Origin of the sequence: Oceanobacillus jordanicus (assembly GCF_022095695.1) — a bacterium.
GTDB lineage: Bacteria > Bacillota > Bacilli > Bacillales > Amphibacillaceae > Oceanobacillus_B > Oceanobacillus_B jordanicus.
In genome coordinates this window covers 236,326-262,614 of sequence record NZ_JAIFZM010000003.1, presented here as the reverse complement: position 1 = coordinate 262,614, position 26,289 = coordinate 236,326, and the positions used below count along the sequence as shown (strand labels likewise).

Here is a 26,289-nt window from a genome sequence, read left to right as displayed (position 1 = left end):
AAAAAGGGGAAACGACAAATGAATAAAGGGTTATCAGTTAAAACAATTGTAGCGATCGGGATTGGAGCAGCAATCTATGTTATTTTAGGAAGGTTTGCCTCCATACCCATTGCACCAAATACGTATGTGGAAACAACCTATCCATTTCTCGCATTGATGGCCGTTATCTTTGGTCCGATAGCAGGAGCGCTTATCGGATTTATCGGGCACGCTTTAAAGGATGCCATTTCATATGGCTCTGTTTGGTGGAGCTGGGTATTGGTTTCATTGTTTGTTGGATTTTTTATTGGACTTATTGCCAAACGAATCAATATCGAAGCAGGTGTGTTTGCTTCCAAACAAATTCTTTTATTTAATGTGATACAGGCTTCTGTCCAAGCAGTCGGCTGGATTTTAGTAGCTCCTATCCTTGATATTCTGATCTATGCAGAGCCTGCCAATAAAGTATTTACTCAAGGTGTTATCGCAGCAATATCGAATATTGCAATGGTTGGAATCCTGGGTACATTGTTACTTGTTGTCTATGCAAAAACACGCAGTCAAGGCAACAGTCTTTCTAAGGAATAAGGCGTCTAACACATTGGACGTCGCAGAAATTAAAGATAGCCCTAGGAGTAAATAATGAAAAAGCCAATTGTTTCATTTAAAGATTTTACATTTAAATACCGAAGTCAAACAGAGCCGTCACTAACAAATATTAATTTAACCATATACGAAGGTGAGAAAGTATTAATTGTTGGCCCATCTGGTTCTGGGAAAAGTACGTTAGCACATTGTATAAATGGTCTTGTTCCTTTCGCTTATAAAGGAGATATAGCAGGAAGCCTTACGATTAAAGGCATGGAAACAAAAGAGCTAGACCTGTTTACGTTATCCAAAGTGGTTGGGACCGTTATGCAAGACCCAGATGGACAGTTTATTGGACTAACCGTTGGTGAGGATATTGCCTTTGCACTAGAAAACGACGCTGTAGCAAACGAGCAAATGAAAGAGAGGGTGGAGCAAGTAGCACAGCTAGTAAATATGGAAAATTATTTAGAGTCCTCACTCCACCAACTATCTGGAGGGCAAAAACAGCGGGTTTCGCTTGGTGGTGTCATGGTTGATGATGTGGATGTACTCTTATTTGATGAGCCACTTGCAAATCTTGATCCAGCAACAGGGAAGTATTCCATTGCGCTCATTGACCAAATCCACAAGGAAAGTAATAAAACGATTATCATGATTGAACACCGTCTCGAGGATGTATTATATCGTGATGTGGATCGTATCATTGTTGTAAATGATGGGGAAATCGTGTCAGATTCCACCCCTGATGAATTACTATCATCAACAGTATTGTTGGAGAATAATATTCGAGAACCACTATACATTAGGGCAATGAAATATGCTGGTTGTACGATTACAGAAGCAATGAAACCAGCACATCCTGATACCATAGAAATAAATAAAGGAAAGTTACAGGATTGGTATGAGGATCGCCCTCATAAAGAACTGAATGAAAGCAGTTCTCCCATCCTTGAAGTTGATAATGTAACCTTTGCTTACGATACTGGAAAGACCGCTATCCAAGATATGTCCTTTACCATTCATCAAGGGGAAATGGTCAGCATAGTTGGCCAAAATGGGGCAGGAAAATCAACGGTATCAAAGTTAATCGTCGGTTTTGAAAAGGTACAACGTGGCAGAATTCTTTATAAGGGGGAAGATATTACGTCAGATAGTATCCACCAACGCTCTGAGCGAATTGGAATGGTTATGCAAAATCCGAACCAGATGATTTCCAAGCATTTAATCTATGATGAGGTTGCGTTAGGACTGGTTAAACGGGGAATAGCAGATAATCTTATCAAGGAGCGAGTAGAAAAAATACTACGCATTTGCGGACTTTACCCTTTCCGAAACTGGCCGATAAGCGCACTTAGCTTTGGACAAAAAAAGCGAGTTACCATAGCATCTATTCTAGTGTTAGAGCCAGAGGTACTCATCCTTGATGAACCAACCGCAGGGCAAGATTTCCGCCATTATACAGAGATAATGGAATTTCTAGAGGATCTCAATCGACGGGGCATAACAATTATCATGATTACCCATGACATGCACCTTATGCTTGAATACACACCCCGTGCCATTGCGATTGCCCAAGGAAAGAAGATAGCAGATGACACAGCAGTAAATGTCTTAACGAATCAAGCAGTTATTCATGCTACTAACTTGAAGGTCACCTCCTTATTCGAACTGGCTGTCCGGGCCGAGATTGCGGATCCAGGAGAGTTTGTAGCCCGTTTTATTGCCTATGATAGAGAGGTGAGAACATGGCAGTAGAAATGCTCGCCTACATAAAGAAGCAGTCTCGAGTCCACGAACTTTCTGGTGCAACAAAGTTGATTATTTTTCTTTGCTGGTCGACAGCTGCCATGCTCACCTATGATACGTGGATCCTTTTGGCTTTACTTGTCATTAGCTTTGTTATCTTTAGATTATCTAAAGTAAAAATAAGTGAGATCCGTTTCGTTTTAATGTTTATTTTGTTTTTTCTATTATTGAATAATATTGCAATATACCTTTTCTCTCCTCAAGAGGGAGTCAAAATTTATGGAACGAGCCATGTCCTTTGGGAAATAGCAGGCAGGTATAATGTTACATTAGAGCAGTTGTTTTATCACTTTAATATCACGTTAAAATATTTTGTTGTTATACCTGCAGCCCTATTATTTATTGTTACAACTCATCCAAGCGAGTTTGCCTCTTCTCTTAATCGTATTGGCGTACCTTATAAAATCGCTTATTCGGTATCCTTGACTTTACGTTATATCCCGGATATCCAACGTGAATTCAGAACCATTGCCCAAGCACAACAGGCTAGAGGAGCAGACCTGTCTAAAAATGAAAAACTGACAAAAAGAATAAAAAATGCAGCAGTAATTGTGATGCCATTAATATTCTCCAGTTTAGAAAGAATCGAAGTAATTAGTAATGCGATGGAGCTCCGGGGATTTGGGAAAAAGAAAAAGCGTACGTGGTACAATGCCACAGCTTTTCGACGGGCAGATTATATTACAATCGTTACGGGTGTGGTTTTACTGATTCTGTCATTGGTCATAACGTTTTATGATGGCAGTCGCTTCTATAACCCGTTTTACTAAAGGTGAATGCATGTATTTCGCATTCGCCTTTTACCATTAGAAGGGTGTTACATAGTATCTAGCATTAGCTAAAAGACTTTTTAAGATTACGATGTTTCACGCACTTCATATTTTCAATGTCTGATATTTTTGATATGTTTAATGAAAAGAAACGGAGGTTTTCGTATGAGCTGGAAGGATACGTTTTACGATAAATTAATGGATTCTTATAAAGATACGCTGAATTATGATGGTATCTCAGGAAAAAGAATGGCAGCAAGATTTGCGGCGCTGTCCGAAATTGGCCTCACCGCAGATAAAGGTTCAAACCGCCCTGGTTATTCTCAGGAAGAGAAGCAAGCAAAGGATATGGTTGCAGTTTGGATGTCGGAGGCTGGTCTTGCCGTCCATCGTGACGAGGCTGGTAATGTGTTCGGTCGACTTGCTGGTAAACAAGATCATTTACCCGCCATTTTAAGTGGCTCTCATGTAGACAGTGTGCCAAACGGCGGTCAGTTTGATGGGCCCTTAGGGGTTCTTGCTGCACTAGAAGTAGCAGAAGCCTGGAAGGAAACGGGATACCAGCCGGAAAAGCCATATGAAGTTGTCATCTTTAGTGACGAAGAAGGGGCTCGTTTCAATGGTGGCTTTAACGGTAGTGAAGGCCTAATGGGTTTTGGCAATTTGGAAGCTAAGAAAAAGTTAAAGGATAGTGACGGGAAGAACTTTTCAGAGGTACTGCAAGATGTAGGCCTATCTGCAGGAGACTATCCTAAAGCGAAACGGGCTGAAGAAACGATTGAAATGTTCGTGGAAGTCCATATTGAACAAGGAAAGCGCTTGGAAAAAGAAAACCTGCCCTGTGGCATTGTAACAGGGATTGCAGGTCCTTGTTGGCTTGAAGTGACATTTACTGGGGAAGCAGGACATGCAGGAAATACACCAATGCATGACAGAAAGGATGCACTAGTAGCAGCCTCTGCGTTTATTACAAAGGTAGCCAGCTTACCAGCCACTGTTAGTGATAGTGCGGTCGCGACAGTTGGAAAACTCCACGTGGAACCAAATGGTGTGAACGTAATCCCCGGAAAAGTAACTCTATATGTGGATATTCGAGATATTCACAAAGAGACTCGAAATAAACTAATTGAGGTGGTAAGGCAAACTGGTGAGGAGATTGCCTCCGCTCACAACACACAGATTACATACCATGAAACAATGCGTGTATCGCCAGTACCAATTAATGAGAAAACGCAGGACCTTTTGGAAGAAGCGATCCGATCCAAGGATGTAACTCCATTTCGGTTACCAAGTGGGGCAGGGCATGATGCAATGGTTGTGGGGGAAAAAATACCTGTTGCAATGCTATTCACGAAAAGTATTCATGGGGTGAGCCACCATCCTGATGAATGGTCTGAGTTAAGTGACTGTATTCAAACGGTTCACGTTCTTAAATCATTTTTAGAAAAGATCCAACAACGGGGAATGTAAACGTGAGGATATTTTGGCTTCGATTTAGTGTTCTTAGCATACTATGGATATGTATGATTACATTGGGAAGTAACCTTCTTTCAGTAAGTATCCTGTTTTTTGCTGCTTCACTTGCGGTATATTTTTTCCTGACTATGGGAAAATTCCCTATCACTCTAAACATTTTCCTTTTTGGGATTGGGATGGTGCATTTCTTGGTAGCTGGACAAGATGATGTATTTTGGACAATGACTCTCTTCTACTTTTATTCTTTAGACGGGATTTATCGTATTCTTAAGCCAAGATCCTGGATTGTATTAACTGTTGGTTTACTTCTTTCGTTACTTTCTCTTACTTTACACGATCAATTGACTGTAAAAGGAATCTTGGTCCTTCTTGTTCTATATATTTTGGCAGCAAGGATTTCCATGATCGTTACACAAAGAGAGGAAATGCGTCAGCTATATGACCAACTACGTGGGGAATATCGCAGTGTTAAAAGGCTGAATTTAGCAGCAGAGCGGGATGCAAGATTAGAAGAGCGCACCAAAATAGCGCGAGATATTCATGATTCGGTGGGGCACCGGCTTACAGCATTAATTATGAAACTGGAAATGCTCTCCATCCAGCGAAAAACAGAGGATTATACAGAGTTAAAGCGGATGGCGACAGAGAGCCTTGAGGAAACAAGGCAAGCGGTCCGAGCCCTGAATATTGAGGAGAACGAAGGAATTGCCACTGTTGTACATCTAATTCGTAAACTTGAAGCAGAAAGTCATATTATGGTGCAATTCACCGTGAAACAAGGTGTTCTCTCTGCTTCACTTTCTAATGATAAGAGCGTTGCATTATACAGAGTTATTCAAGAAGCGCTGACGAATGCCATGCGTCATGCTCAAACAAGGGAAGTGCGTGTAACACTTGGCAAATCAGCTACAGGAGCTATTGCATTTGAAATCGAAAATTCATTACATAAAGCAACTTCTTTTAAAGAAGGCTTTGGCATATCGATGATGAGAAAGCGTGTTGGTGAGCTAGGTGGAAGCTTGGAAGTGATACAGACGAACAACAAATTTGTGGTTTCGGGGATGATTCCCAGTGAGGGTTAGGGGGGATGAGAATGCAGGTTTTACTTGTAGAAGATCAAGTCATAGTAAGACAAGGTCTTAAGGTTATTTTGGAGCAGGATGAGAAGATAACAGTAGCTCATGAAGCGGCAAATGGACAGGAAGCCATTCACATATTGGAAAAGCATCTTATTGACTTTGTGATGATGGATGTACGGATGCCTGTGATGAATGGGATAGAAGCCACAAGCGTAATTAAACAAAAGTGGCCCCATGTTAAGATACTCATTTTAACTACCTTTAACGATGATGCATATGCAGTGGAAGCACTAAGGCAAGGTGCAAATGGCTTTTTACTTAAGACCTCAGAGTCAGCAAAATTAATTGCTGCAGTACATAGCTGTATGAACGGTGGTCTAACGTTACACGAAGAAGTGGCAGCAAAAGTGATGCCGAAATTATTAGAGCGTTCAACCGAGACGCCACGACCTGAAGTCACTCTATCTGATAGAGAAATGGCCATTACAAAGCTCGTGGGTGAGGGGAAAACGAATAAAGAAATTGCCTCTGCACTATTCTTGTCTGTTGGAACGGTTAAGAATCATCTAACCCATATTTTGCAAAAAACAGGGCAGCGTGACCGCACGCAGCTTGCCATTTATGCTATAAAGCATGACATATCTGATTAACGTTTAAAAGCTCTCCATCGGGTGAGCTTTTTTTTGCACGCTAGTAAATTTTTCATAGGTAGAATTTTTAAGATTACGACAATAAAAGGCATATTAAAGAAGTGACTTAAGTCATAATGAGAAGAAGCATTACATGACTACAGACAGTATGCTTCAGCTATGTTTTATCTTAAGATTAAATGGAAGGAGGCGAGAAAACATGTTGGAATTAGATGGTCTTTCAAAAAAATTTAAACAGTTTTATGCAGTAAAGAGTTTAAATATGTTTGTTGAACGCGGAGAAATCATTGGTTTACTAGGTCCAAATGGTGCTGGTAAATCTACAGCTATTTCGATGATTTCCTCCTTAGCAGAACCCACTGCTGGGGATGTCCGTTATAATAATAAAAGTATTTTAAAAAAACCAGGTGAATTCCGTAAAATCGTAGGAATGGTTCCCCAGGAGATTGCCTTATATACGGACCTTACAGCAGAAGAAAATTTGCAGTTTTTCGGTAGAATGTATCGACTCAAAGGCTCCATTTTAAAAAAGAGAATACAGGAAATTCTTGATTTGGTTGGGTTAGCAGATAGAAAGAAGGATGTGGTACAGACTTTTTCAGGTGGAATGAAGCGCCGACTTAATATTGGCGTTGCATTATTACATGACCCAGAGCTGCTTATTATGGATGAACCGACAGTGGGAATAGATCCGCAATCACGAAATTATATTCTGGAAACCGTAAAGCGACTAAATAAAGAAAGGGCTATGACGGTAATATACACGAGTCATTACATGGAAGAGGTAGAGTTTCTATGTGATCGCATTTATATTATGGACCAGGGAAACCTTATAGCTTCTGGTACAAACGAAGAGATTAAACGTATTTTATCTTCAGAAAAAACCATTTCCATAAAAAGTGATCAACTCAACGAGCAATTTATTGCCATGTTGCAAGAGCACCCGCTTGTTAATCGCGTTATGAGCACAGATAAAGAGATCACGCTTATGGTAGCAAAAGAAGTGAGTATGTTTGGTGACTTAACGAAACTTGCTGAGACTGCAGGCATTGAATTAACGTCTGTTCATAATAAAACGCCTACTCTGGAGGATGTATTCTTACACCTCACAGGTCGCGCTTTAAGGGATTAGGGGTGTAGGAATGATAGGACAAATTATAAAAAAGCAAGCCTTAGTACTCATTCGTAATCCCGTGCAATTATTATTACTCGTCGGATTACCAATCATCCTCATTTTAATACTAGGCGTGGCACTAAGTAGTTTTATGAACGGAGAGAGCCCAACTATTCAAGTCAAACTAGGAATTGTAGAGCAGGAGCAAGAGGACGCTCAGTTAGAGAGGTTTAGTGAGGATAAGAAGGGCGAGCTTCCGCCGGCTGTATTAAACCAACTAGATGATATCTTACCGATACAACGGTTGAAAGAAGATGTTTTTGGTAGTGATGAAGCTGCAAAGTATATTACGTTAGAGGAAATATCACCCTTGGACAAGGAAAAGGTATTGGACGACAACACCTATACTGCCCTAATAGAGGTTCCTGATAATTTCACATATGAAATATTGGAGTACTCCTTGTTAGGTGAGGAAAACCAGCCTTCTCTACAACTGTTTACCAATACGGAACATCAGCTTGGTGTAAGCATTGTAGATGGTATTCTCAAGCAATTCCAGGAACAGCTTACATTGCAAACATTTTTACAGGAGGAAGCGATTAATCCAGAAAACCTTGAAGAAAATCTGCAAAATGTTACAGCAGATGTTTTGACGTTGGACCAACAAGTTCCAATAAGCTCAAAGGACTATTATACTGTTGGAATGGCTGTGATGAACGTACTGTTCATTGCCTCGGCAATTGGATCGATTGCATTTCTTGAGAAAAATATTTTTGTTTTTGACCGAATTATATTGGCAAACGTCTCAAGGTGGGTTTACTTTGTCGGTATTCTTCTATCTGGTATGTTATTTGCATTTTTACACTTGGTTATCATCTTTGGATTTTCATGGATTGTCTTTGGCGTCACGTGGCCTAACTTGCTTGGATTCACCTTTGTTACAACGGCGTATGCTGTAGCGGTTGGTGGGATTGCTGTATTACTAACAGCCTTAAGCTATCGCCTCCACTCTGAGGTAATTACTAACTTTTTCTCCAATATTCTTGTATCCTTGATGGCTTTACTAGGTGGAAGTTTCTTCCCACTTGGAGATTCATCTGCATTTATTGCAACATTAGGAAATTTAACACCAAATGGTGCGGGAATGTCGGCCTATATTACATTGTTGCGTGGCAATGAATTAAGTGATGTTACCGATCACGTAGCATTTCTGCTATTGTTCGGGTTTGTTTCCATTGTTATTGCAGCTTGGAGTTTTCCAAAGAGGGGGGCTGCATTATGATTGGTATACTTCTCACAAAAATACGCATGTTTATTCGCAACCCTTGGACATTTATTATCTTTACTGTTATGTCGATTGGCTTTGCTCTCATCATAGGCGGTAATGGCGCTGCTACAACCATCTCTGTACCAATTTATGCTGAGGATAATTCAGTTAAAGGTTCAACACTTGAGAAAGTACTAAAAGAGGATGAAGCATTTCGATTTAATTGGTTGAAAGAAGAAGAGGAGATGCTTGAGCAAATTGAGAATGGGAAAGCGGAAGTTGGCGTAATTCTTCGTGATACTTCCTATCAACTCATAGTTGGAGTGGACTCCCCAAATGCTACAATGATTGAGCAAGCCATCCAGCGAGCTTATCGGGCACATAACCTTGAAACGGCACTATTAGAGGTTTCCGCTACGAATGCCGAGGAAGAACGTGTGTCGGTTCTTGAAGCGTTTGATAAATCGATGAATATACCTGCCTTTGAAATGGAGACAACAAGTTTCCGTAGCGAGGATGCCGTTATTTATGATAATACTTTTCAAACATTGTTTGGCTTTACTCTATTTTTTGTGATCTATACGATTGCCTATAAGCTACAACCAATTCTAGTAGAAAAGCGTGATGGGATTTGGGATCGTATGATCTTATCCCCAGTAAGAAAATGGGAAGTTTATGTGGCCAACTTGGTTTATAGCTTTATAGAAGGCTATGTTCAGATTGTAATTATCTTCTGTATTTTCCGATTTTGGATAGGTGTTGATTTCCATGGGAAATTCTTAGAAGCGTTGCTGTTGATAACACCTTATATATTTTCCATAGTGGCACTATCTATATTGTTTACCGCGATAGTGAAGAATGTCCAACAGTTTAATGCGATTATCCCCATTATCGCAGTAAGTATGGCGATGATTGGTGGGGCGTACTGGCCGCTCGAAATTGTGGAATCTAAGATTCTAATTACAATTTCTAAGATTAACCCATTAACATATGGAATGGAAATATTGAACGGTGTGGTACTATATGGGTATACCCTTGAGGACTTATTATTCCCTATCAGTATTTTAGTGTTAATGGGAGTAGTGATGACAGGGCTTGGCATCCATCTGATGGAGAGAAGACATGTTTAAAGAGCTGGTTACCGACCAGCTCTTTTTTTAACGTCCCATCGTGAAGAGTAGAATTCACATGAGAAACTTGCTATAATCTTCCTTATAGCTTAATTTTACATTAAAATGAATCACCATTCATTTGGAAAAGAAGGAATACAAAAATGAAAAACATCTTTAGAATATTTTCAAAAGACGTAAAGAACACGGGAACAAACTGGGTAGCGTTAATACTGATAGGTGGACTAATTATATTACCATCACTTTATGCGTGGTTTAATATTAAAGCTTCCTGGGACCCATATGGGCAGACAGATCAAATTCCAATAGGTGTAGTCAACGAGGATACAGGTGCAACAGTAAGAGATGAAGATATTGATGTTGGGCAGGAGCTTGTTGATAACTTGAAGGAAAATCGATCAATGGATTGGCACTTCGAGGATAGAGATGAGGCAATGGATAACTTAGAAAACGGAGATTATTTTGCTGTTATTGTCATCCCGGAAAACTTCTCCAGTAAACTAAGTACAGTTGTTAACGACAAGCCGGAGAAAGCGGAGATGGAATATTACGTTAACGAGAAAATCAATGCCATTGCCCCAAAAATCACGGATAAAGGTGCTTCCGCCATTACTGATGAGATTAGTAGTAATTTCATATCTACAGTAAATGGTGTCATTTTTGACATGTTTAATAATATTGGAATCGAGCTAGAACAGGATTTACCAGACATCGAACGATTCGAGAATTATATATTCAATTTGGAAGAAAATCTACCTGAGATTAAACAGCTTGTCGATCAATCATTATCAGATGCTAGTAGCGCAGATGAAATGATTAACCAAGCCCAGGCGCTTGTCCCTGAGGCGGAGCAAGTTACCAACGATGGGCTGAATACCATCGATAATACGACTGCATTTTTAAATAAAGCTGAGGACCGGCTTAATGAAGTCGCACCACAGATTCAAGCAGACTTAGAACGTGTTCAGCAGGTAGCGGATGAAACGAACACATTTCTTAAGGAGGTTCAATCTGCTGGAATCGATTTCGGAAGTGGTACTGATTTGACTAATCAATTGGATGAACAAGTAACACAGCAAATTGAGGCTATTTCATCTATTGAAGAGACGTTAAGACAAGTACAGCAACAACAAAATGAGAATGTGGAAGAAGGCGAAAATGCAGATACCCCTGATCAAGGGGCAGGAGAAGGTAACCAGGGACAGGGAAGTCAACAAATTGAGCAGGCACTGCAAGAGTTGGCGACTATCCGTGCAGGTCTTGAGACAGCTCAGGAGCGTAGTAATGATGTCCATACCTTTATTCAAGAAAAGCAATCAGAAGTGGAAGGGGTTTTCAATGATCTGCAAGGCTTGGTTGAAAATACCTCCGCAAATATTGATGCGTTTGTAACAGAGTACAATGAAAACATCGAACCAACAGTTTTAGCTGAAGTGGACAGTGCGAAAACAACGCTTGCCGAAGCACGTGGTATCTTGGTGGATATTCAGACTGCTATTCCTGAGGTGGAAAGAATTCTTGGAAGTACTGAGGCTGATCTTGGCGAAGGAAAAGGCATGCTAGAGAAGGTCCAGAATGAGTTTCCATATGTAAACGATAAGGTGAATGAACTAGCGGATCGTATACGGGAAATACAAGGGGAAACCGATATTGGTGAGATGATTGAACTGCTACAAAATGATCCAGAGGCCGAACAAGGATTTTTTGCCGAACCAGTTCAGCTTAATGAAAATAAACTTTTCCCTATAGAAAATTATGGTTCAGGAATGACTCCTTTCTATACGGTGCTTGCGATCTGGGTAGGTGGCTTACTACTTATTTCGTTACTTTCTACAGATACAACAAATATGGAGAGCTATTCATCGAGACAGGTTTATTTTGGTAAGTTATTCACCTTTATGACGATAGGTCTTCTGCAATCGACCATTGTGTCACTGGGAGACATTTTCCTATTAAATGTTTCCATGGCAAGTCCTGGTTGGTTTGTGTTATTTGGATTACTGATTAGCCTCGTGTTTATGATCATTATCTACACACTCGTATCTGTCTTTGGAGATATTGGAAAGGCGATGGTCATAGTATTGCTGGTTCTGCAAATTGCTGGTTCGGGCGGTACGTATCCTGTAGTCCTTTTACCAGAATTCTTCCAAGTTATCCATCCATTCTTGCCGTTTAGCTATGCAATTGATCTTATGCGGGAAGCTGTAGGCGGAATTGTTTGGGACCGAGTCCTACATGATATTTTGTTCCTCGGCATTTTCGGAATCGCAGCCATTATACTAGGAGCATTTTTAAAACAGCCAATTAATAGACAATCTAAAAAGATTAAACAAAAATCAAAAGAATCAGGACTGTTTCACTAAATCGGAATATATCAAGGGGTGTGCGCCACTTTCTGGGTTGGTTGCGTCAGATCAGTGGTGTGATGCGTCACTTACGAGGTTGGTTGCGTCAGATCAGTGGTGTGATGCGCCACTTACGAGGTTGGTTGCGTCATATCAGTGATGAGATGCGTCACTTTCGAGGATTGCTGCGTCAGTACGGTGGTGTGATGCGCCCCTTTCAAGGATAGCTGCCTCGGATCATGTGGTCCTGCTACCTTAACTGGTTTCGCGGCACTTTTTACTATATAAATATTAAAAAGGGAGAGGATACTTTTGAAAATAAATGATGAAGCAAGAGCAACACTGTTGGATGAGGTTACGGGGCTAGGGGATGAGGAATTAAATAAACGCCCAAGCACTGGTGGCTGGTCAATCGCGCAGGTTATGGAACACTTATACTTAATGGAACGCGCAGTCGTTTATAATATCCAGAATGCGATCGAAAACAGTTCGATTAAGGAAGTTAGTTCTAAACCTATTGAACTCACAGTGAACAGGTCCAGAAAAGTAGAGGCTCCGGAATTTGTTCAACCAAGTGAATCTACTATGACGCTTAAAGATTTGCAACAGAAATTGCAGACGTCCCATGAGGCATTGCGGGGGATTTATACTACTGTTGATGAAAAACGATTAGTAGAAAAAACGGCCGTGCACCCAGTATTCGGTGAAATGAATTTGTTCCAATGGATCCCCTTTGTCGGATACCATGAGCAAAGGCATATTGACCAAATTAAAGAGATAATAGAAACGCTTTAACTAAATAAATTTAGTAAAAAGGGCAGGGAACTGTCCTTTTCTTGTACATTAGAAAGCTCTTCTGTAAACATGTACCAGTTGAGACAGGGTTCATTCTACGCTATTTTCTAGTATAATAGAATAATAGGAGTAGAGCAGAGAGGGGAAGACATCGTGAAGAAAAAACGTATTATTGGTATAGGTATTGGAATTCTTTCTATCCTGCTAGTAATAGATATTATAGCAAGCTATTATTTTTATAATTTAGCTATTGAGCGAAATGTAAAAGACTTCTTGCAGGGGAATGCAGACCTTGAAGTTTCAGCTGAGGCAATGGATGTATTTATAGAGGGTGATTGGCGAGAATGGGTCGATAACCAAGACTTCGAACATTGGGAAATGACTTCCTATGATGGGTTGGAGTTAAAAGGATACTATCTCCCAGCAAAGGAACCTACAAACAAGACAGTTGTATTAGCGCATGGTTACTTAGGGAACGCGAGAGATATGGGACTATACGGCCAATATTATTACGAAGAATTGGGCTACAATATTTTCACAGCTGATATGAGAGGACATGGTAACAGTGGTGGAGATTATATTGGATTCGGCTGGCATGATCGGTTGGATTATCTAGATTGGATGGATAAGATAATAGAAAAAACAGGTGATGATACAGAAATTGTAATGCATGGCGTTTCGATGGGCGCTGCTACGGTGTTAATGGCAAGTGGAGAAAAGGATCTTCAACCAAATGTAAAAGCTGTTGTAGCAGATAGTCCATATACAAGTGTTTACGATATGTTTGACTATCAGTTGGAACGAATGTTTCATCTACCTGCTTTCCCTATACTACCTAGTACTAGTGTAGTGACGAAAATGAAGGCTGGTTATTCTTTATCAGAAGCATCCGCCCTCGATCAAGTGAAAAAAGCTGAAGTACCTATACTTTATATTCATGGGAATGCCGACACCTTTGTACCAACTAAAATGACGGAAGAGCTATTGGAAAATACAAAGAGTGAGGCAGAGATGATTACCTTTGACGGGGCAGGACATGGAGAGGCATTTGTAACCCAAGAAGATCGGTATGTATCAAAGCTCAATGAGTTTTTGGAAAAGCATATTAAGGAATAAAGAAAGGGAAGCCTTCACTTCAAGTGGGGGCTTTTTTATTCATTAAATATACAACAAAATACACTTATTTTGCATAATTCTGCATAAATATAAGAAATAATTAATAAATATACTTGAAATATTGTTAGAAGATATTTATACTAATAAATAATTAAAAAATTCAGCTGTGCGTGAAAGGGTGATGGTTTGAAAAATGCGGCAATTGTTGGCGGAACCGGTTATGGAGCTTTAGAACTCATCAGGCTACTACATACGCATACAGAAATAAAGCTAGTGAAAGTTATTTCCCATTCACAGGATGGCATGGCAATTTCTTCTGTTTACCCACATTTGAAGAGCATGGAGGATATTGCCCTGGAAATATTAGAAATTCCTGCGCTTCTCCAAGGTATAGACATTATATTTTTTGCTACTCCTGCGGGCATTGCAAAAAATATTATACCTGAATTAGCAGATAGCGAGATTCAATGTATCGATTTGTCTGGGGATTTGCGATTATCCTCACAGGAGCAATACAAAGCATGGTACAAAGCAGAAGCAGCGAATGAAGGTTTATTGGATACAGCGGTATACGGACTTTCTGAGATTAATCGAAGCCAGATAAAGGAGGCGAAGATCCTATCTAATCCGGGTTGTTTTCCAACAGCAGCATTACTTGGATTAATTCCTGCTTTACAGCATGAACACATACATACAGAAGGAATTATTATTGATGGAAAAACAGGCGTTTCTGGAGCGGGAAAGACACCTTCTGTACGAACACATTTTCCAGAGACCAATGACAATCTTACACCATATAAAATTGGCGAGCATCAGCATATTCCCGAGATTGACCAATATCTTAGCGAACACTCCAACGTGGCTGTACATGCTACCCTGACTACACATTTGGTTCCGATGACGAGAGGTATTGTTTGTACGATGTACGGCAGGCTTACCGATCAGCAAGCCACTGAAAGATTAATAGAAGAATATCAACATTTTTATGAGAAAGACCGGTTCGTCAGGGTGCTCAATGAAAGGGAATTTCCAAGCACAAAAGGCGTATATGGAAGCAATTTTTGTGATATTGGATTACATGTAGACACTAGAACGAATCAGCTGATTATCATTTCAGCTATTGATAATTTAATGAAGGGAGCAGCAGGGCAGGCGATTCAAAATGTAAATATCATGAATGGATGGGATGAGCGTAAAGGTTTAAATCACATCCCCATGTATCCATAGAAAGGGTGAAAGCATGGTAACGATACAGAGTGAGGCAATTAAAGTGTTGAAAGAGGGACATGTAACAACTCCGAAAGGCTTTACGGCAGGTGGGCTACATTGTGGCATTCGCAAAAAAAGACGTGACTTTGGTTGGATTCACTCTGTTACACCTGCTGTGGCGGCAGGTGTATATACAATGAATGTATTCCAGGCAGCACCATTAAAGGTAACGAGGCAAGCAATCAATGAAACGAGTCACTTACAAGCTATTATTGTGAATTCTGGTATTGCGAATGCTTGTACAGGTAAACAAGGTGACTTGGATGCAGAGGAGATACAGAAAAAAGCTGCAGCAAAGCTAAACATTCCAGCAAACCATGTGGCAATTGCATCGACTGGACTTATTGGCAGCCCACTCCCAATGGAAAAAATAAACAAAGCGATCCACGGAATAACTATTGATAAAGAAGCAAATCCACAGCATTTTGAAGATGCCATCTTAACCACGGATACAGTAACAAAGCATGTTGCAGTACAGCTGGAGGTTGATGGGAAAACAATTACCATTGGTGGGGCTGCAAAAGGATCTGGAATGATTCACCCGAATATGGCTACCATGCTTGGTTTTATTACAACCGATGCAGCGATAGAAGCCGAAAGTCTCCAGCTGGCACTAAAACAAACAACGGATACGACATTTAATATGATCACGGTCGATGGTGATTGCAGTACGAATGACATGGTTCTGGTCATGGCAAATGGACAACAGGAAAATCATCCACTTAACCAATCACATCCACAATGGTCTTTATTCGTCGATGCTCTAAGAATGGTGAGTGAAGAGCTCGCCAAAATGATTGCTCGGGATGGGGAAGGTGCTAGCAAATTAATAGAGGTGAAGGTAACGGGTGCTCCGACGCAGGATGCTGCCTCTCACGTTGCAAAAGCTGTGATTTCTTCTAACCTCGTTAAGACTGCTGTTTATGGCGCAGACCCAAATTGGGGAAGGATTATTTGTGCAGTTGGCTATAGTGAGCAGCCAGTGAATCCAGATAAGGTCTGTATTGAGATTGGAGAAATACCTGTAGTGAAAGAAGGCATACCAGTAGCGTTTGATGAACTGGATGGAAAGCAGTACCTACAACAAGACAATATAACATTACATGTGAATTTGCAGGATGGACCATATAAAGCGACAGCATGGGGCTGTGACTTAACGTACGATTACGTCAAAATTAATGCTTCCTATCGAACGTGAGGTGTCGAGATGCAATTACTTGTTCTGAAACTTGGTGGTAGCATATTGGAAAAACTTCCAACTCAATTTTATCGAACAGTTGGTGATCTTCTTCATAAAAAACAGTGCCTTCCCATTATCGTACATGGCGGAGGGCCAGCCATTAATCAAATGTTAGAGAGCTTGCAAATACCAAATGAAAAAGTTGATGGATTACGGGTTACTTCGCAAAGTGTTTTGGAAATAGCCGAAATGGTAATGTGTGGTCAGATTAGCAAACAAATTGTATCAGAATTTCAGCTAGCAGGAGTCAACGCGTGTGGTTTATGTGGTGTGGATGGCAATTTATTGCAGACTGTACCTGCTGATAGAACAGGTAAATTAGGCTATGTCGGAGAGGTTGAAAAAGTGAATACAACATTTCTTACTACTTTTCTCGAAGCAGGTATCCTGCCTATCATTTCTCCAATCGGCACAGATAGTTATGGCCAACATTACAACATTAACGGAGATACTGCCGCCACGGCAATCGCTCAGGCACTTGGAGCGGACCTCATTTTTGTTAGTGATATCGATGGGGTCATGGAAGAGATCAATGGACAAAAAACATTACTTTCAACACTGGATGAACAAGAAATTTACGACAAAATAGCGTGTGGCAATATTTATGGTGGGATGATTCCCAAAGTGAAGGCCGCTTTAAAAGGATTAGCAAATGGTGTAAAAAGAACAGCAATTGTTAATGGGTTGAAACCAGAAGACTTAGAAGCATTTATTCATGGCGAACCGAGAGGAACTAGCATTCTATTAAGGAAGGAGAAATACGATGAGCCAGTCCATACCAGTAAATGAGCTGCCTGCTGTAATGAGTGTCTATAACCGCTTTCCAATCAAGCTTGCAAAGGGAAAAGGAAGCTATGTCTGGGATACCGATGGGAAAAGATACCTTGATTTTACTTCTGGAATTGCGACGTGCAATCTCGGACATGTGCCTGATTTTGTTCATAAGAAACTTTCTGAGCAGCTCTCCTCGTTATGGCATTGCTCTAATTTATTTACCATACCTCAGCAGGAGGAGCTAGCAAAGCGATTAACCAACAACTCTTCTTGTGATCAGGTGTTTTTTTGTAATAGTGGTGCTGAGGCAAATGAAGCAGCGATTAAACTAGCGAAGAAATACGCAAAGGATCAAGGGAATCTGGAAAGAACGGAAATAGTCACGTTCCATCAATCCTTTCACGGGCGGACTGGCACCACGATGGCTGCTACTGCACAGGAAAAGATTCATCAGGGATTTGAACCAATTGCTACTGGATTTCGCTATTTCCCGCTAAATTCCCAAGACGCATTATCACGAATTGATAACGGGAAAACCACAGCCGTGTTAGTCGAACTTATTCAGGGGGAAGGTGGCGTCCGCCCTGTTGAACAGAAATGGATTATAGAACTTCAGGAACAATGCCGTAACTCCGATATTCTATTGATGGTTGATGAAATCCAAACAGGAATAGGAAGAACAGGAACACTATTTGCCTATGAACAATTTGGTATAACGCCAGATGTAATCACACTTGCGAAAGGACTCGGTTCAGGTTTTCCGGTTGGTGCCATGCTGGCACGACAGCAGGTTGCCGATTCTTTTAAACCAGGCACTCATGGCAGTACGTTTGGTGGAAATCCGCTAGCAATGACTGCAGGGACAGCGACATTAGACGTTATGCTTGAGGAAGGATTTCGCGAAGATGTGTTAGAGAAAAGTAGCTGGTTATTAAAGGCTTTACTTAATTTAAAAGAAAGCTTCGGCAATATAATAGATGTTCGAGGACGAGGCTTTTTAATCGGTGTAGAAGTAAGCGGCAATGCAGGAGATTTGGTTTCTATCTTCAGGGGAAAAGGGATCCTTGTTTTGACAGCTGGACAGCATGTATTACGAATCCTTCCACCACTAACCGTCACTTGGGAAGAACTTGAAGAATTCATCCATACCTTTAACAGAATTTTCGTAGAGGGAGAGAATAACACAAAATGACAAAAGGCTATCTTATGCTTCAGACAGGGGAAGTATTCTCTGGTGACTGGATTGGTGCCAAGCAAGATACCACTGGAGAACTTGTTTTTAACACCAGTATGACTGGATATCAGGAGATGATGACAGACCCATCCTATACCGGCCAAATATTAACCTTTTGCTATCCGATGATTGGTAATTACGGTATTAATCTGCATGATCTGGAAAGTAGTGACATTGCGGTATCTGCTGTGATTATGAGTGATGTCTGTGAAGATCCGAGTCATTATCAATCTGTCGCCACAATGTCGGAAAAACTGGCACAGGCTGGGGTGTCTGGATTGACGAATATTGATACGCGGGCGTTAGTTGCAATTATCCGTAAACATCAAACGGTTCGCGCAAGAATTGTGTCGCAACAATCCTCCACTACCTCGATGTCTTCCTGGAAGCAGGAAAGTACAATTGAACTTGTAAGAACCGTGACAGTCCCGGAATATGAAGTGGTCGGAATGGGGGACATTCACATTGTTCTTCTAGACTTCGGCTATAAAAAATCAATTGTAGATGAATTGCTAGCAGCCCAATGCAAGGTAACAATTGTCCCTTTTACTACATCAGTTGAAGAGATCGCCCTTCTGTCTCCTGATGGAATATTAATTAGCAATGGCCCTGGGGATCCCATAGAATTGGAGGCTTATTTTTCGTCAGTTAAACAATTATCGGAAAGGTACCCAACCCTAGGTATTTGTTTAGGGCACCAACTACTAGCACTGGCCTATGGTGGCAAAACGAAAAAAATGCCTTATGGACATAGGGGCGGCAACCATCCTGTCAAAGAGCTGATAACAGGAAAAGTAACCATTACTTCACAAAACCATGGCTACGAAGTCGTTGAAGAATCGATTGATAGGGAGGCCTTTGAACTTACTTTCCGTAATGTCAACGACAATTCGGTGGAAGGAATCCAACATCGTAGACTTCCTATTCAGTCTGTTCAGTTCCATCCAGAAGCCCATCCAGGGCCAAGTGATGCAGCATATATTTTTCAGGATTTTTTACAACAGGTTAAAACAAGGAGGGAACAGGCATGCCAAAGCGTACACAGCTAAAGAAAGTTCTCGTTATCGGTTCTGGCCCGATTGTGATTGGGCAGGCAGCTGAATTTGATTATGCAGGAACACAGGCTTGCCTTGCTTTAAAAGAAGAAGGAATAGAAGTCATACTCGTTAACAACAATCCAGCAACGATTATGACAGATAAATCCATTGCTGATCAGGTGTATATGGAACCCTTAACTATAGAGATACTTGAAAAAATCATTGCTAAGGAAAGACCTGATGGGATAATTGGAACACTAGGAGGGCAAACGGGTTTAAATTTAACGGTACAATTATATGAAAAAGGAATCCTTGAACAGTATGGCGTAGAGGTGCTTGGTACGCCAGTCACAGCCATACAAAATGGGGAGGATCGCCAATTATTTCGAAATCTTATGTTAGATATAAAGGAGCCAATCCCTGAGTCAAAGATTATTGAAAATCTTGAACAAGGGCTTTCTTTCATCCGAACAATCGGTTTTCCTGTAATTCTCCGTCCAGCCTATACGCTTGGTGGGGAAGGAGGGGGATTTGCACATAACAAAGCTGAATTTGCTGAGTTACTTGTAAAGGCACTATCGCTTAGTCCGATTAACCAGGTACTGGTTGAAAAAAGCATCAAGGGATGGAAGGAAGTTGAATATGAGGTAATGCGTGATGCAAATGATACGTGTATCATTGTGTGCAACATGGAGAATATGGACCCAGTTGGGGTTCATACTGGTGACTCTATTGTTGTCGCGCCCTCCCAAACTTTAACAGATGTGCAATACCAACTATTACGAACAGCTTCTTTAAAAGTAATCCGTGAGCTCGGCGTTATAGGAGGGTGCAATATTCAGTTTGCCCTCCATCCAGAATCCAATGACTATCGGATCATCGAAGTGAACCCACGGGTTAGCCGTTCTTCTGCATTAGCCTCAAAGGCATCAGGGTATCCAATTGCGCGGATCGCAGCCAAATGTGCGGTTGGTTTTTATCTCGATGAAATTTTGAACCCAATCACCGGAAATACATATGCTTCGTTTGAGCCGGCTTTGGATTATATTGTAGTAAAACTACCACGCTTTCCGTTTGATAAATTTACCGAAGCAGATCGAACCTTAGGCACCCAAATGAAGGCAACTGGGGAAGTAATGGCAATTGATCGGACATTTGAAGGTGCGCTGAATAAAGCAATCCGTTCGCTAGAGTTGGGAGTATACAGCCTGCATTGGCCAGGGATGGAGAAGAAGACGAAGGCGGAATTAGCTAATCTACTTCATGTACCGAATGACCTCCGGCTTTTCGCCATTGGGGAAGCACTACATCGTAAGATCGACATAGCTGAAATCATGCGGCTGACGGAAATGGACTACTGGTTTATTATAAAACTACAACGCATCATTGACATGGAGGAGACAATGGCTTCCTACCAATGGCCTGACATCCCCCCTGAAGTGTTAAAACAGGCTAAACGCTTCAATTGTAGCGATGAATGGATTGCTGAACTGACAGGTGCATCCCCTAAGAAACTTAGAAAAAGATATAAGGAAATTTCACTCCAGCCAGCGTACAAGCTGGTTGACACATGCGCAGGGGAATTTGATGCCGTTACACCATATTATTACTCTACATGGCATGGTTACGATGAAGTGAAATCACTAGATTCGAAGAAAAAGATCCTTGTATTAGGCTCTGGTCCCATCCGTATTGGGCAAGGCGTTGAATTTGATTACTGTGCTGTTCAAGCAACTATTGCTTTGAAGAAAATAGGCTGTGACGCAATCGTCATGAATAACAACCCTGAAACTGTAAGCACAGACTATTCCCTTGCAGATCGTCTCTATTTTGAGCCACTGGCTTTAGAAGATGTGCTGGCCGTTATTCAAAAAGAGAACATTGATGGTGTGCTTGTACAATTTGGTGGTCAAACAGCAATTAATCTAGTACATGATTTAGTGGAGGAAGGTGTGCCGATACTAGGTACAACTGCGAAAGCAATTGATAAGATGGAAGATAGAGATGCATTCTATCAAGTGTTGGATGAGTTAGAGATTCCTCATATCGCAGGGGAGGTCGTTTCTCATTACGAAGCATTAGAGCAAAGTGCTAAAAAAATTGGCTTCCCTATTTTGATTCGTCCATCCTATGTAATTGGCGGTCAATCGATGTTTATAAGCTATAATGAATCGGAGCTTCTTCACTATGTAGAGCGCATCGAAGCAGATACGAACGGACAATGCTGGCCATTATTGCTTGATTCGTATTTAGCTGGAGTAGAGTGTGAAGCGGATGTGGTCAGTGACGGGCAGGATGTTATTATTCCAGGTATTTACGAGCATGTGGAAAAGGCAGGCGTCCATTCAGGGGACAGTATGATGATCTTTCCTTCTGTAAGCTTAACGCCAAGCATAAAGGATAAAATGACAAAGATAATTCAAGGCATTTGCAGAAAGGTACCGATAGTGGGCGTAATGAATATTCAATTCATTGTTTTCCAGGATGAAGTATTTGTCATCGAGGTAAATCCAAGGTCCTCTAGAACCATTCCAATTATTAGTAAAGTAACAGATATGCCAATTATGGAATGGGGAGTGCAGGTGCAAATGGGCAGGCCTTTAGCTACGTTATCTAGTGAGTTAAATGTCTTGAAAGAGCCGGCTCATTATACGGTAAAAGCACCTATCTTTTCAGCAGGGAAATTAAAAGGGGTGGACCATGTGCTAGGACCAGAAATGAAATCCACGGGCGAAATTATTGGAATGGGAGAAAGTCTAGAAACAGCTATAAATAAGGTCCGTCCTGATCTAACTAGTGAACACTTAAAAATCTTTGTTTCTATTACAGATAGATATAAAAAAGACGCCGTTTCACTTATTGAGCAGCTTGCGGGTAAGAATGTAAGTTTGTCAGCCACAGCAGGCACCGCAAAATACCTTGCAACTGCTGGCTTTAATGTAGTGGAGGTATCGAATGATCAAAGCGCTATAGAAGCGCACTGGAAGAAGCAACAACCAGATGTATTACTCAACATACCAACAAAAGGAAGAGAACGGCGCAGAACAGGATTTTATTTAAGAGAGCTAGCAATTCGATATGGGGTTACCTGTTTTACGAGCCTCGATACTGCTCAGGCAATTCTTCTGGCGGAAAAACCTAGTCAGATTGAGGTTTGTTCATTAAATGAGTATATGGAGAAGCAAATGGTTTAGTCTCTAGATTATTTATCTATTAAGAAGCAAAGTTTCGGAGCTGTCTCAAATGCTGAGACAGCTCTTTTTATACCTGCTACGTTTACTTGCTTTATTCCAAAACGCAGTTCAGAAGTTTAGTTCATTCCGTGTTTCGATTGCTGTGTTTACGGTAAATTACTCAGTAAAACTACTTTAGGAGGCTTTTCATTTGAGAGATATTAATCAAATTCCAAGCGAAGCACGTTCATTATGGCAAGAGGATAGACGGATTGCTACCTATCCACCTTTAGATAAAGATTTGATAGTAGACGTAGTAATAGTCGGGGGTGGGATTACTGGTCTTGTTTCTGCATATCTCTTGGCAAAGGAAGGTAAAAAGATTGCATTACTAGAAGCTGACAGCCTGCTAGAAGGTACTACTGGTTATACAACTGCGAAAATTTCCTCGCAACATGGGCCCATTTACCAGGAGATAATGAAAATACACGGCAAAGAAAAAGCCAAACTGTACTATGAGGCAAATGAGGAGGCGTTAAATTATATTCGCAAACTCCAGGAAGAGGAGAATATTGCCTGTGATTTAACTACAGAAGACGCCTACCTTTATACGACAAATGATAAGAACCTAGAGATATTAGAGAAAGAGGAACAAGCTTACAACGCCTTGGGGATAAATGGGGGTGAGGCAACAGCGGAAGTGGACCTTCCTTATACGGTAAAGAAGGCTCTCGTGCTGCGTAACCAGGCACAATTTGACCCTGTGAAATTTCTTCAAGGATTGCTCCCCTCCATTAAAAATAATGGTGGTTGGATTTTCGAACATACAAGAGCTGTAAGTGTAAAAGGAAGTGATGAACCAACCGTAAAGACTGAAAATGGTCATAAAATAAAGTGCAAGGATGTGCTAGTAAGTTCCCATTTTCCTTTTAATGATGAGCAAGGTGCCTATTTTTCGCGGTTGCATGCACAGCGCTCCTATTCTATTGCTGTGAAACCAGTCAAAACCCCTCCAAAGGGAATGTACCTTGCTGTCGATTCACCTTCAAGGTCATTAAGACAAGCTACTGATCCTAATGGAGAACCATTGCTGTTAATTGGTGGACAGGGGCACACTGCTGGGAAAAATGATGATTCTACATTTGCTAATTATGAAGCGTTAAAGAATTATGGAGAAGAAGAATTTGGGATCGCATCCATTCCATATCGCTGGTCTGCCCAAGATTTAGTATCACTCGATCATGTTCCATACATCGGGCAAATGGTAACTGGCAAAAAGCATGTGTGGGTAGCAACAGGTTTTGCCAAATGGGGCATGAGTAACGGTCTAGTGGCGGCTTTATTATTGAAAGACCTTATTCTTGAAAAAGAAAACCGCTATGCTGCTTTGTTCGATCCAACCAGAACTGAGTTAAAAAAAGGAGCTAGCTCTTTTATAAAAGAGAATACAGATGTAGCAAAAGAATTAGTTAAAGGAAAAGCACATCGGGAGGATAAAACGGTCGATGAACTGGAGCGTGATGAAGGCTCTATAGTGGTTCATAATGGTAAAAAGGCAGGCGCTTATCGCGATATAGCTGGGAATATTCATGTAATCAAACCAACGTGTACTCATATGGGCTGTGATGTAGAGTGGAATGACGCAGAACGCTCATGGGATTGTCCATGTCATGGCTCACGCTTTTCACATACAGGCTCTGTAATAGAAGGGCCTGCGGTGAAATCCTTAAAGAAAATGGAAGAATAGAATGAGAGGATAAAATATAGCGGCTAGGAGTTGATGCGCCCCCTAGCAGCTATATTTTGTACCAAATAACATTTGCTTATAAGTTTCGCTTGTTCTACTAGCCAAGCCACTCCCACGCTTCTTCCACTTCATTAGAATTAAATTGCTTTGCTTTTATGCCTGGAAGATAATGACCGAGATTAGCAGCAGTACCAATCCACTTTTCATCACTAACAATAGCGAACTTTTGAAATTGGCTCCAATGTTTCGCGTCGAATTGCACCCCGTCTATTATACCTTTCCATGTCATTCCATCGATATCATGTACATCCCCGTTAAAGCTTTGGGCAACTCTTTCATCTAGTAATGCCGCATCTTCCTTCGTTGCCCTTCCAGTAAATTCTACCGCAATACTTGAGGTGCTTTTACTTGGCAAAAAGGTAATCATAAAAATCCTCCTCTACTTAGTATCTTGTTGCAAGATTCCCGAGTTCTATGGAAATTAAACGAATTTGCAAAGTGGAAAATCATATATATGAAAGAATATTCAAAACAAATGGTATATAATGTTAATACAATTGTATAAAAGCCAACTATGACAAAGGGGGAACAAAATGACAATTACATACCATATTAACGATTCAACTTTAGACGCCAATATTTTAGATGGACTGCAAGCATTACATAAAACCATCTTTGATGAGTCAGACGATCTTAGTAGCAAAATGACAGGTAAGCCACCGTTAGTAATCGTAACAGCGATGGATGGCGAAAGGGTTATTGGGTATGAAATTGGATATGCGTTAGATAATAGGACATTTTATAGTTGGTTAGGAGGAGTGGATCCGCGATACCGAAATCAAGGTATAGCCTATAGCCTCCGCTTCAATGAAAAAGCAGCATCACTATTTAAGAGAAACAGGATATAAAGTAGTTCAAACAAAGACCATGAATAAGTGGCGCGGAATGTTAGTTCTTAATATTAAAAGTGGATTTGATGTAGTAGCTACATGTACGGGTGAAAATGGATTACATAAAATTATTTTGGAGAAGCGTTTACTTTAATAGCGCATTCTTTTATTTTTAGGTTTATAAATAAAAGCGAGGGTGTAGCAGTTGGAAAGCAATATTGAAATATATGAAAAAGAATCTCAGAAATTTAATCCCTATATCCATTTAATTTCACGTATTAAAGAAATAGAGGAAGCATTACCTTATGGTGCTGAGGTTGCCTCTAAGTGGAGAGATGTTTTTGCACAATCACTTACAACTAAAACATACCCAGTAATGCATCCAATTGGAAAAGAGACGTTTTCCCTTTATATTAAGTTCCCAACTGGGATCTTTGAATTTAACTTAGATATTGATGGTGCGACTTTATTAATAAAAGAGGAAGGGTTTTTACCAGAAACAATTTCTCCAGAGAAAATAATTAAGGCTGTGGACCAGGGGAATATAAACAAAGACCCTAAATTAATAAAACCAAATCATAAAAACCCTGTTATGATACTTCAAAGTAAATATTTAACTGATAATAAAATGTACTGTATTAACGGGAACCATAGGATATTTGAAGCGTACCGAAACAACGATAATCAAATAGAGGTTTTCCTATTTAAAGATTTAGACTTTGTTCCATTTATTTATGATGCTCTAAGTAAAGCAATCTATTTAATAGAAATAGATTTTATGAATATAGTAAAACGTTAATTTAAGTA

General features: G+C 40.5%; 22 protein-coding genes. 21 read left to right on the top strand and 1 reads right to left on the bottom strand.

The window, feature by feature from the left end; all coding sequences use genetic code 11:
• Positions 1–18: 18 nt before the first annotated feature.
• The 19 genes from K3T81_RS05315 to K3T81_RS05225 all read left to right on the top strand — a co-directional run bounded on the left by K3T81_RS05315 (position 19) and on the right by K3T81_RS05225 (position 24,592).
• The gene (locus K3T81_RS05315) at positions 19–567 is read left to right on the top strand and encodes an ECF-type riboflavin transporter substrate-binding protein (RefSeq protein WP_238018695.1); all 549 of its coding nucleotides are present in this window, start codon (positions 19–21) and stop codon (positions 565–567) included.
• A gap of 54 nt (positions 568–621) precedes the next feature.
• A complete protein-coding gene (locus K3T81_RS05310) occupies positions 622–2,325 on the top strand; it encodes an ABC transporter ATP-binding protein (RefSeq protein WP_238018693.1) in 1,704 nt (567 codons plus the stop codon).
• Positions 2,316–3,146 carry an energy-coupling factor transporter transmembrane component T family protein gene (locus K3T81_RS05305; RefSeq protein ID WP_238018691.1) on the top strand — a complete coding sequence of 277 codons (831 nt, stop codon included), beginning with the start codon at positions 2,316–2,318 and terminating at the stop codon, positions 3,144–3,146. The genes K3T81_RS05310 and K3T81_RS05305 overlap by 10 nt, the downstream gene beginning before the upstream one ends.
• Before the next feature lie 165 nt (positions 3,147–3,311).
• A complete protein-coding gene (locus K3T81_RS05300; RefSeq protein ID WP_238018689.1) occupies positions 3,312–4,616 on the top strand; it encodes a M20 family metallo-hydrolase in 1,305 nt (434 codons plus the stop codon).
• Between the two features lie 194 nt (positions 4,617–4,810).
• Positions 4,811–5,704 carry a sensor histidine kinase gene (locus K3T81_RS05295; protein WP_238018687.1) on the top strand — a complete coding sequence of 298 codons (894 nt, stop codon included), beginning with the start codon at positions 4,811–4,813 and terminating at the stop codon, positions 5,702–5,704.
• 11 nt (positions 5,705–5,715) lie between these two features.
• Complete coding sequence (locus K3T81_RS05290) at positions 5,716–6,351, top strand: response regulator transcription factor (RefSeq protein WP_238018686.1); 636 nt, start codon at positions 5,716–5,718, stop codon at positions 6,349–6,351.
• Positions 6,352–6,550: 199 nt separating this feature from the next.
• Positions 6,551–7,483, top strand: coding sequence for an ABC transporter ATP-binding protein (locus K3T81_RS05285; RefSeq protein WP_238018685.1), 933 nt, complete (start codon positions 6,551–6,553; stop codon positions 7,481–7,483).
• Positions 7,484–7,493: 10 nt separating this feature from the next.
• Positions 7,494–8,747, top strand: a complete 1,254-nt coding sequence (locus K3T81_RS05280; protein ID WP_238018684.1) for an ABC transporter permease — start codon at positions 7,494–7,496, stop codon at positions 8,745–8,747.
• Entirely contained in the window at positions 8,744–9,862 is a 1,119-nt protein-coding gene (locus K3T81_RS05275) for an ABC transporter permease (RefSeq protein WP_238018683.1), read from the top strand. Before K3T81_RS05280 ends, K3T81_RS05275 begins: the two co-directional genes overlap by 4 nt.
• A 143-nt stretch (positions 9,863–10,005) precedes the next feature.
• A complete protein-coding gene (locus K3T81_RS05270; RefSeq protein WP_238018682.1) occupies positions 10,006–12,225 on the top strand; it encodes a YhgE/Pip domain-containing protein in 2,220 nt (739 codons plus the stop codon).
• A 294-nt stretch (positions 12,226–12,519) separates the two neighbouring features.
• On the top strand, positions 12,520–13,002 hold the full coding sequence (locus tag K3T81_RS05265) for a DinB family protein (protein ID WP_238018681.1): 483 nt from the start codon (positions 12,520–12,522) through the stop codon (positions 13,000–13,002).
• 150 nt (positions 13,003–13,152) lie between these two features.
• Positions 13,153–14,118, top strand: a complete 966-nt coding sequence (locus tag K3T81_RS05260; RefSeq protein ID WP_420830793.1) for an alpha/beta hydrolase — start codon at positions 13,153–13,155, stop codon at positions 14,116–14,118.
• A 186-nt stretch (positions 14,119–14,304) separates the two neighbouring features.
• Positions 14,305–15,345: an N-acetyl-gamma-glutamyl-phosphate reductase gene (gene argC / locus K3T81_RS05255; RefSeq protein ID WP_238018678.1), complete on the top strand. Its 1,041-nt coding sequence runs from the start codon at positions 14,305–14,307 to the stop codon at positions 15,343–15,345.
• Between the two features lie 13 nt (positions 15,346–15,358).
• On the top strand, positions 15,359–16,585 hold the full coding sequence (gene argJ / locus K3T81_RS05250) for a bifunctional glutamate N-acetyltransferase/amino-acid acetyltransferase ArgJ (protein WP_238018676.1): 1,227 nt from the start codon (positions 15,359–15,361) through the stop codon (positions 16,583–16,585).
• A 9-nt stretch (positions 16,586–16,594) separates the two neighbouring features.
• The gene (argB, locus tag K3T81_RS05245; RefSeq protein ID WP_238018675.1) at positions 16,595–17,416 is read left to right on the top strand and encodes an acetylglutamate kinase; all 822 of its coding nucleotides are present in this window, start codon (positions 16,595–16,597) and stop codon (positions 17,414–17,416) included.
• On the top strand, positions 17,391–18,593 hold the full coding sequence (locus tag K3T81_RS05240; RefSeq protein ID WP_238018674.1) for an acetylornithine transaminase: 1,203 nt from the start codon (positions 17,391–17,393) through the stop codon (positions 18,591–18,593). Before argB ends, K3T81_RS05240 begins: the two co-directional genes overlap by 26 nt.
• Positions 18,590–19,684 (top strand): carbamoyl phosphate synthase small subunit, encoded by a 1,095-nt coding sequence (locus tag K3T81_RS05235; RefSeq protein ID WP_238018673.1) that lies wholly within the window; start codon positions 18,590–18,592, stop codon positions 19,682–19,684. Before K3T81_RS05240 ends, K3T81_RS05235 begins: the two co-directional genes overlap by 4 nt.
• Entirely contained in the window at positions 19,663–22,866 is a 3,204-nt protein-coding gene (carB, locus tag K3T81_RS05230) for a carbamoyl-phosphate synthase (glutamine-hydrolyzing) large subunit (protein WP_238018672.1), read from the top strand. The genes K3T81_RS05235 and carB overlap by 22 nt, the downstream gene beginning before the upstream one ends.
• Positions 22,867–23,056: 190 nt before the next feature.
• A complete protein-coding gene (locus K3T81_RS05225) occupies positions 23,057–24,592 on the top strand; it encodes an FAD-dependent oxidoreductase (protein ID WP_238018671.1) in 1,536 nt (511 codons plus the stop codon).
• A 97-nt stretch (positions 24,593–24,689) separates the two neighbouring features.
• On the opposite strand, the gene K3T81_RS05220 is transcribed toward K3T81_RS05225, so the two are convergent.
• Positions 24,690–25,019: a SpoIIAA family protein gene (locus K3T81_RS05220; protein WP_238018670.1), complete on the bottom strand. Its 330-nt coding sequence runs from the start codon at positions 25,017–25,019 to the stop codon at positions 24,690–24,692.
• Positions 25,020–25,185: 166 nt separating this feature from the next.
• Between K3T81_RS05220 and K3T81_RS05215 the strand changes: the two genes are divergently transcribed.
• Positions 25,186–25,500 (top strand): GNAT family N-acetyltransferase, encoded by a 315-nt coding sequence (locus K3T81_RS05215; protein WP_238018669.1) that lies wholly within the window; start codon positions 25,186–25,188, stop codon positions 25,498–25,500.
• Positions 25,501–25,687: 187 nt separating this feature from the next.
• Positions 25,688–26,281 carry a hypothetical protein gene (locus K3T81_RS05210; protein ID WP_238018668.1) on the top strand — a complete coding sequence of 198 codons (594 nt, stop codon included), beginning with the start codon at positions 25,688–25,690 and terminating at the stop codon, positions 26,279–26,281.
• Positions 26,282–26,289: the final 8 nt, after the last annotated feature.